7 protein-coding genes and 1 pseudogene are annotated in these 7,672 nt (G+C 72.6%); 6 read left to right on the top strand and 2 right to left on the bottom strand.

Annotated features, from left to right (window positions below; all coding sequences use genetic code 11):
- Positions 1-818 (top strand): annotated as a pseudogene (locus ABTX62_RS38085) (hypothetical protein); the annotation flags it as partial.
- 39 nt (positions 819-857) lie between these two features.
- A complete protein-coding gene (locus ABTX62_RS34700) occupies positions 858-1,721 on the top strand; it encodes a tetratricopeptide repeat protein (RefSeq protein WP_352119914.1) in 864 nt (287 codons plus the stop codon).
- Positions 1,722-1,852: 131 nt separating this feature from the next.
- On the opposite strand, the gene ABTX62_RS34695 is transcribed toward ABTX62_RS34700, so the two are convergent.
- On the bottom strand, positions 1,853-3,145 hold the full coding sequence (locus ABTX62_RS34695; RefSeq protein WP_352119911.1) for a DUF1015 domain-containing protein: 1,293 nt from the start codon (positions 3,143-3,145) through the stop codon (positions 1,853-1,855).
- A gap of 72 nt (positions 3,146-3,217) precedes the next feature.
- On the opposite strand from ABTX62_RS34695, the gene ABTX62_RS34690 reads away from it, so the two are divergent.
- From ABTX62_RS34690 to ABTX62_RS34675, 4 genes are all read left to right on the top strand, one after another.
- Complete coding sequence (locus ABTX62_RS34690; RefSeq protein ID WP_352119910.1) at positions 3,218-4,249, top strand: HAD hydrolase-like protein; 1,032 nt, start codon at positions 3,218-3,220, stop codon at positions 4,247-4,249.
- Between the two features lie 87 nt (positions 4,250-4,336).
- On the top strand, positions 4,337-5,380 hold the full coding sequence (locus tag ABTX62_RS34685; RefSeq protein ID WP_352119909.1) for a FecCD family ABC transporter permease: 1,044 nt from the start codon (positions 4,337-4,339) through the stop codon (positions 5,378-5,380).
- A complete protein-coding gene (locus tag ABTX62_RS34680) occupies positions 5,377-6,414 on the top strand; it encodes a FecCD family ABC transporter permease (protein ID WP_352119908.1) in 1,038 nt (345 codons plus the stop codon). The genes ABTX62_RS34685 and ABTX62_RS34680 overlap by 4 nt, the downstream gene beginning before the upstream one ends.
- The gene (locus ABTX62_RS34675; RefSeq protein ID WP_352119907.1) at positions 6,411-7,304 is read left to right on the top strand and encodes an ABC transporter ATP-binding protein; all 894 of its coding nucleotides are present in this window, start codon (positions 6,411-6,413) and stop codon (positions 7,302-7,304) included. The genes ABTX62_RS34680 and ABTX62_RS34675 overlap by 4 nt, the downstream gene beginning before the upstream one ends.
- Here ABTX62_RS34675 and ABTX62_RS34670 read toward each other — a convergent pair.
- Positions 7,288-7,635, bottom strand: coding sequence for an SCP2 sterol-binding domain-containing protein (locus ABTX62_RS34670; protein WP_352119906.1), 348 nt, complete (start codon positions 7,633-7,635; stop codon positions 7,288-7,290). The genes ABTX62_RS34675 and ABTX62_RS34670 overlap by 17 nt on opposite strands.
- Positions 7,636-7,672 lie beyond the last annotated feature (37 nt).

Genomic DNA, 7,672 nt, shown 5'->3' with positions numbered 1-7,672 from the left:
CGTTCCGCCGTGACGACCGTGACAACCGTGGTGAGCGTCCGCCGTTCCGTCGGGACGACCGTGACAACCGTGGCGGTGGCTTCGGCCGACGCGACGACCGTGACAACCGTGGCGAGCGCCCGCCGTTCCGTCGGGACGACCGTGGTGAACGCCCGGCCTTCCGGCGTGACGACCGTGACAATCGCGGTGAGCGTCCCGCATTCCGCCGTGACGACAGGCGTGACGACCGCCGGGACGACCGCCGTGAAGACCGGCGCGATGACCGTCGTGGCGAGCGGCGCGAGAGTGACCGCGCCGGATTCCCCCGTCGCGACGACCGGGACCGCGGCGGTTTCCGTCGCGACGACAGTCGTGATCGCGGTCCCCGCGACGGCGACCGTGATCGCGGTCCCCGCGACGGCGACCGTGATCGCGGTCCCCGCGACGGCGACCGTGATCGCGGTCCCCGCGACGGCGACCGTGGTTTCCGTCGTGACGACCGCGGTGGTTTCCGGGGCCGTGACGAGCGCCGTGAGGACGACCGCGGTGAGCGCGGCGGTGGCTTCCGGCGCGACGACGCCGGCCGGGGCGGGCGTCCCCCCTTCCGGCGTGAGGACGGCCCGCGCAGTGAGCGTGGCGACTTCCGTCGGGACGACAACCGCGGCGACCGCGGTGGTGAGCGCGGTGGCTTCCGTGGCCGTGACGATCGTGGTGGGCGCGGTCCCCGGCGTGACGACCGTGGTGAGCGCGGCGGCGGCTTCCGGCGCGACGGCGATCGGCGTGACGGCGACCGGGGCGGCTTCCGCGGCCGGGACGACCGGCGTGCCCCGGGCCGGTTCCGTGAGGAGCGCGAGCGGGACAGGGAGCCCATCAAGCGGCTGCCGATCCCCGAGGACGTCACGGGCGACGAGATCGACAAGGACGTACGGCAGGAGCTGCAGAGCCTGCCCAAGACGCTCGCGGAGGACGTCGCCAGGAACCTGGTGATGGTCGCGCGACTCCTCGACGAGGACCCCGAGGGCGCGTACGGCTACTCCAGGGTGGCGCTGCGACTGGCGTCGCGAGTCGCCGCCGTTCGGGAGGCCGCCGGATTCGCCGCGTACGCCACCCAGAAGTACGGCGAGGCGCTGGCCGAGTTCCGGGCCGCCAAGCGGATGACCGGGAACATCGACCTGTGGCCCGTCATGGCCGATTGCGAGCGTGGGCTCGGGCGGCCGGAGAAGGCGCTGGACATGGCCGGGGCGCCCGAGGTGCACAAGCTCGACAAGGCCGGTCAGGTCGAGATGCGGCTTGTCGCGGCCGGCGCGCGGCGGGACCTGGGGCAGTTGGACGCGGCCATCGTGACGCTGCAGAGCCCCGAGCTGGCTGCGAACTCCGTGCAGCCGTGGACCGCGCGACTGCGGTACGCGTACGCCGACGCGCTGCTCGCCGCAGGGCGGGAGAACGAGGCGCGGGAGTGGTTCGCCAAGGCCGTCGAGGCCGACCGGGACGGCAGCACCGACGCCTCGGACCGGCTCGCCGAGCTGGACGGCGTGGAGTTCGTGGACGCCCTGGTCGAGGACGAGAACGAGGACCACGAGAACGAGGACCACGAGAGCGAGGACCACGAGAGCGAGGACCACGAGACCGGCGTCGTTCCGGCCTCCGCCTCGTCGGAGCCGGCCGAGGGTGAGCGCGACACGCACGAGCGCGACGAGATCGTGGGTGACGAGGACGACAAGGACGAGGACGACAAGGACTGACGTCTGTAGGAGAAGGGGCGGGACCCCGGCCGTGTGGCCTCGGGGTCCCGCCCTTTTCGTGCCCGGACTGTGGTGCCCGGTTTGCGGTGTCCGGTTTGCGGTGTCCGGTTTGCGGTGTCCGGCCGGTCCGGTCAGAGGCTCAGCGCCCGCAGTACCAGGCCCGTGGCCGGTTTGGGGCCGAACGACGTGGATTTGCGGGGCATCGTCACGCCCTGGCGGGCCAGGTCGCGGACGACCTCCTCGCGGACCGGGTGCATCAGGACGGCCGTACCGCCGTCGCGTTCCGCCTTCTCGACCGTGGCGGCCGTGTCGTGGATGTAGGCGACGTGGGCGGGGGAGTCCTCGGAGATGCGCCAGACGTGCTCCAGGAGCGTGGCGTGCAGGACCGTCGCGTCCAGGGTGCGCCAGGCCACGGGGCGGTCGGTGGGGATCGTACGGGTCAGGAGGTCCGGGTCCGGGTGGTCGACCAGGTGGAAGGCGCCGTCGCCGGCCAGCAGGAACGCGTTGCCGGCGCACGCCGCGTCCGCCAGGGCGTTCAGGGCCTCGGCCAGCGGGACGTCGAGGCGGCGCACCCGGAAGTGGCCCTCCAGAGCGGCCACGGCATCGCCGACCGGCAGGTCGTGCAGCAGGCGGTGGATGGCGCGGACCCGGAGGGGATAGCGGGCCGTGTCGACCAGCAGGACCAGGCCGTGGTCCCAAGGGCTGGGGGACGGGTGCTCCGCGCGGAGGCGGCGGTAGGTCGCCCAGCGGTGGTGGCCGTCGGCGATGAGGGCCTGGTGCCGGCCGAGGTCCCTCTGGATCGCGGCCAGGTCGTCGGGGTGGGTGACCGACCACAGGCGGTGGCGGAAGCCGTCTTCGGTGGTGGTGGCGAGAAGCGGGGGCCGGTCGGCGGTGCGCTCGATCAGGTCCGCCGTGGTCGTCGTCGAACCGTTGCCCCGGTAGGTGAGCAGGAGGGGTTCGAGGTTCGCGCAGGTGGCCCGCATCAGGGCCGCGCGGTCGGCGACGATGTGCGGCATGACGTCCTCGTGCGGCAGCACGACCTGCTCGTCGGGGTCGGACACGCGCAGGGCGCCGATGATGCCGCGCTGCAGCATGCCGTTTCCGTCCTGCTGCTCGTAGACGTAGAGACCGGGTTCCGGGTCGGTGGTCAGGACGCCCTCGGACAGCCAGCGGCGCAGGGTGTCGGCGGCCTGCTCGTTGCGGGCGCTGGGGGTGGCGGCCTGAGGGAGGATCAGGCGGACGATGTTGTACGGGTCGGCGGCCTCGAGGTGGTGCAGGCCGTCGGGGCGCACCACGACGTCGTACGGCGGAGATGTGACGGCGGCAAGGCTGCCGACCCGGTCGGGGTCGTAACGAAGGCCTCGGAACGGGGTGAGTTCCAGGCCTAGGTGCGTCGTTGCCTCCGAGTGACCTGCTGAGTTCATCCCGGCATCGTACGGCTGTCGGTGGCATGGGGGATGATCGGGGGAAAGCCGTCGAACGAGGAGCGATGCGGGATGAGCCGGAGCGTCAGGACGAGGCCCGAGGGCAGTGGGCAGGCCCTGAGCGAGGCGTACGACACGGCGCTGCTCGATCTGGACGGTGTCGTGTACGCGGGAGGTGAGGCGATCGCGCACGCGGTCGAGTCGCTGGCCGCGGCCCGGGAGGGCGGGATGCGTCTGGCGTACGTGACGAACAACGCGCTGCGCACTCCCGCCGCCGTGGCCGAGCATCTGACGGAGCTGGGGATACCGACCGGCGCGGAGGACGTCATCACCTCGGCGCAGGCGGTCGCGCGACTGATCGGCGAACAGGTGCCGCGGGGCGCCCGGGTGCTGGTGATCGGCGGTGAGGGGCTGCGGGTCGCGCTGCGCGAGCGCGGGCTGGTGCCCGTGGAGTCGGCGGACGACGATCCGGCGGCGGTGGTGCAGGGGTTCGGCGGGCCGGATCTGCCGTGGGGCCGGTTCGCGGAGGCCTCGTACGCCGTGGCGCGCGGTGTGCCGTGGTTCGCGTCCAACACCGACCTGACGATCCCGGGCGGCCGCGGTATCGCGCCGGGCAACGGGGCCGCGGTGGAGGTCGTCCGGATCGCCACGGGGGCCGAGCCGCAGGTCGCGGGCAAGCCGCTGCCTCCGATGCACCGGGAGACCATCCTGCGCACCGGCGCGAAGCGGCCGCTGGTGGTGGGGGACCGGCTCGACACGGACATCGAGGGCGCGTTCAACGGGGAGGTCGACTCGCTGCTCGTCCTGACCGGTGTCACCGACGGCGCGCAGTTGCTGGCCGCGCCGCCGCAGCACCGGCCGACGTTCGTGGACGCCGATCTGCGCGGGATGCTCGGCGGTCAGCCGGACGTCGTCGAGGCGGGCGAGGGCGGGTTCCGGTGTGGTGGCTGGACGGCGAGGGCCGGCGCGGATCGGCTGGAGCTCGACGGGGAGGGCGAGGTTCTGGACGGGCTGCGGGCACTGTGCGCCGTGGCGTGGACGGCCGCCGGTGAGGGTGTGTGCGGGCTGGACGGGGGGAAGGCGCTCGCGCGGCTGGGTGTCTGAGTGTCCGTCAGTGCGCGCGCCGGGTGCCGAGGCGGGGCCGGGAAGCCGAATCCTGCTTGGGTGCGAGGGTAGGCTAACCTAACTTCCGTGTTGGTCGAGAGTCCCCCCGAACAGCGCGCGGAGACCGTCCCCGCGCCCTCGAACCGACGGGCGGTACGAGCCTTCGGGCTGGTGCTGTCCGTCGGGATCCTGGTGCTCGTCGCGCTGGCGAGTATCGCGATCGGAGCGAAGGAGCTGTCACTGGGGCAGGTCTGGCACGGCTTGTTCGAGGACTCGGGGACCTACGGGGACGTCGTCGTCGCGGAGCGGGTGTCGCGGACCGTGCTCGGGCTGCTCGCCGGTGCCGCCCTCGGCCTGGCCGGGGCGGTGCTTCAGGCCCTCACGCGCAATCCGCTGGCCGACCCCGGACTGCTCGGCATCAACGCCGGTGCGTCCGCCGCGGTCGTCACGGCCATCACCTACTTCGGGGTCACCTCGCTCAGCGGCTATGTCTGGTTCGCGTTCTTCGGCGCGGCCGGGGTCGGGGCGCTGGTCTGGTTCCTCGGCGGCAGCCGGGGCGCGACACCGGTGCGGCTCGCGCTCGCCGGTACGGCGATCAGCGCCGCGCTGTACGGCTACCTCCAGGCCGTGATGATCATGGACGAGGCCGCACTCGGCAAGATGCGTTTCTGGACGGTCGGTTCGCTGGCCTCGGCGACCGATTCGACCATCACGCAGGTCCTGCCGTTCCTGCTGGCCGGTACGGTCCTCGCGCTCGCCCTGGCCCGGCCGCTCAACGCGATGGCCATGGGCGACGACACCGCCAAGGCCCTCGGCGCCGACCTCAACCGCACCCGGGCGCTGTCCATGCTGGCCGCGACCGTGCTGTGCGGGGCCGCGACCGCCGCCTGCGGGCCGATCGTGTTCGTCGGGCTGATGGTGCCGCACGTCGTGCGCTCCTTCACCGGGCCCGACCTGCGCTGGATCCTGCCGTACGCGGCGATCCTGTCGCCCGTGCTGCTGCTCGGCGCCGACGTCATCGGCCGGATCGTCGCCCGGCCGTCGGAACTCCAGGTGGGCATCGTCACCGCGATCCTCGGCGGCCCGGTGTTCATCCTTCTCGTACGACGGCGGAGGACGGCGCAGCTGTGAAGACCACCAACCGTGCCGTGCGGACCGGCGGGCTCTCGATACGTCTGGACCTGCGGGCCGTCACCGTCGTGCTCCTGCTGCTCGTCGCGGCGCTCGCGGCGAGTGTCGTGCTCATCGGCACCGGCGACTTCCCCATCCCGGCCGCCGACGTGCTGCGGACGCTGGTCGGCGAGGGCAACCCGGGCCAGGAGTTCATCGTCAACGACTTGCGGCTGCCGCGGGTCCTGGTCGGGCTGCTGGTCGGCGCCTCGCTCGGACTGGGCGGCGCGCTGTTCCAGGCCATCTCCCGGAATCCGCTGGGCAGTCCGGACGTGCTCGGCCTCGGGCAGGGGGCGACGGCCGGCGCGCTCGTGGTGATCGTGCTGACCTCGGGGACCGCCAACCAGGTCGCCGTCGGCGCGCTGGTGGGTGGCCTGGTCACCGGGCTCGCCATCTACGTGCTCGCCTGGAAACGGGGCGTGCACGGTTACCGGCTGGTCCTGGTCGGCATCGGCGTCTCCGCCATCGTCACGGCGGTCAACGGCTATTTGCTGACCAAGTCCGACATCGTGGACGCGGCCCGCGCGGTCGTGTGGATGACCGGCTCCCTCGACGGCCGTGACTGGGACCAGGTGTGGCCGCTGCTCGCGCTGACCGCGGTGCTGGTCCCGCTCGTCCTCCTCAACGCGCGTGGGCTGCGGATGATGGAGATGGGCGACGACGTGTCGTACGCCCTCGGGGTGCGGGTCGAACGCGTGCGGCTGCTGCTCATGGTGGCGGCGGTGCTGCTCACCGCGTCCGCCACCGCCGCCGCCGGGCCCGTCAGCTTCGTCGCCCTCACCGCGCCGCAGCTGGCCCGGCGCCTGACCCGCTCGCCCGGTCCGAACCTGCTGCCCTCGCTGTGCATGGGCGCCGCCCTGCTCGTCGTCGCCGACTGGGTCTCGCAGCGGGCGTTCGGCTCCGAGCAACTGCCCGTGGGCGTGGTCACCGGCGTGCTCGGCGGGGTCTACCTGCTGTGGCTGCTGGTCAGCGAGCGCAGGGCGGGCCGGATATGAGGGCGGGCACACGCGCCGAGAGCAGTACCAGCAGCGGACTGAACCACCGAAGGAGCCCCGTGAACCGCCTGTCCGCCGAGAAGGTCACCCTCGCCTACGACCAGCGGGTCATCGCCGAGCGGCTGTCGGTGGAGATACCCGACCAGTCGTTCACGGTGATCGTCGGCCCCAACGCCTGCGGCAAGTCGACGCTGCTGCGGGCGCTGTCGCGGATGCTCAAGCCGAGCGAGGGCCGGGTGCTGCTCGACGGGCAGGTCATCCAGTCGATGCCCGCGAAGAAGGTCGCGCGGACCCTCGGCCTGCTGCCCCAGTCGTCCGTCGCGCCCGACGGCATCACCGTCGCCGACCTGGTCGGCCGCGGCCGTTACCCGCACCAGGGCATCCTGCGCCAGTGGTCCGCGGACGACGAGCGGGTCGTCCAGGAGTCCATGCGGCAGACCGGTGTCGCCGAACTCGGTGACCGTTACGTCGACGAGCTCTCGGGCGGTCAGCGCCAGCGCGTGTGGATCGCCATGGCGCTGGCCCAGCAGACACCGCTGCTGCTGCTCGACGAACCGACGACCTTCCTGGACATCCAGCACCAGATCGACGTACTGGACCTGTGCGCGGAGCTGCACGAGGAGCAGGGGCGCACGCTCGTCGCAGTGCTGCACGACCTGAACCACGCCGCCCGCTACGCCACTCACCTCATCGCCCTGCGCGAGGGCCGGGTCGTCGCCGAGGGCGCCCCGAAGGACATCGTCACGGCGGAACTGGTCGAGGAGGTCTTCGGACTGCGCTGCCAGGTCATCGACGACCCGGAGACGGGCACGCCGCTGGTCGTGCCGGCGGCGCGCAAGGCCCGCGCTCAGGGCACGGTCGGCAAGGTCGCGGCTACAGAAGCTTCCTGAGCTGCAACAGGTCCCGCACCCCCGCGTGCAGCTTGACCCGGCCGGAGCCCCAGGCCTTGGCGAAGTTCAGCTCGCCGCCGACCAGGGCGACCAGGTCGTCGCCGGTCATGGCGAGTCTGATCTCGGCCCTGCCGGGCGGCGGCCCCGGCACGGTGTCGTGCACGTCGATCCGCCCGCCGCGCATGCGGCCGACGAAGGTGATGTCGAGGTCCGTGATGTGGCAGCTCACCGAGCGGTCCAGGGCCGCGGCGTCGCGGACGTCCCCTTCGGCGCGCTGCATGTTGTCCGAGAGTTTGTCGAGTGCGCTGCGGCACTCCTCGATCGTGGCCATCGCGGTCGACGGTACCGCAGCGGTTCGCGGTAGCGTC

Origin of the sequence: Streptomyces sp. NPDC096046, assembly GCF_040303285.1 — a bacterium.
Taxonomy (GTDB): Bacteria; Actinomycetota; Actinomycetes; order Streptomycetales; family Streptomycetaceae; genus Streptomyces.
This window is presented reverse-complemented; position numbering and strand designations above follow the sequence as displayed.

Excerpts from the sequence above, each read along its gene's own strand:
- ABTX62_RS34695 (WP_352119911.1), bottom strand. The coding sequence starts at position 3,145 with ATGAACTCAGCAGGTCACTCGGAGGCAACGACGCACCTAGGCCTGGAA.
- ABTX62_RS34690 (WP_352119910.1), top strand. The coding sequence starts at position 3,218 with ATGAGCCGGAGCGTCAGGACGAGGCCCGAGGGCAGTGGGCAGGCCCTG.
- ABTX62_RS34675 (WP_352119907.1), top strand. The coding sequence starts at position 6,411 with ATGAGGGCGGGCACACGCGCCGAGAGCAGTACCAGCAGCGGACTGAAC.
- ABTX62_RS34670 (WP_352119906.1), bottom strand. The coding sequence starts at position 7,635 with ATGGCCACGATCGAGGAGTGCCGCAGCGCACTCGACAAACTCTCGGAC.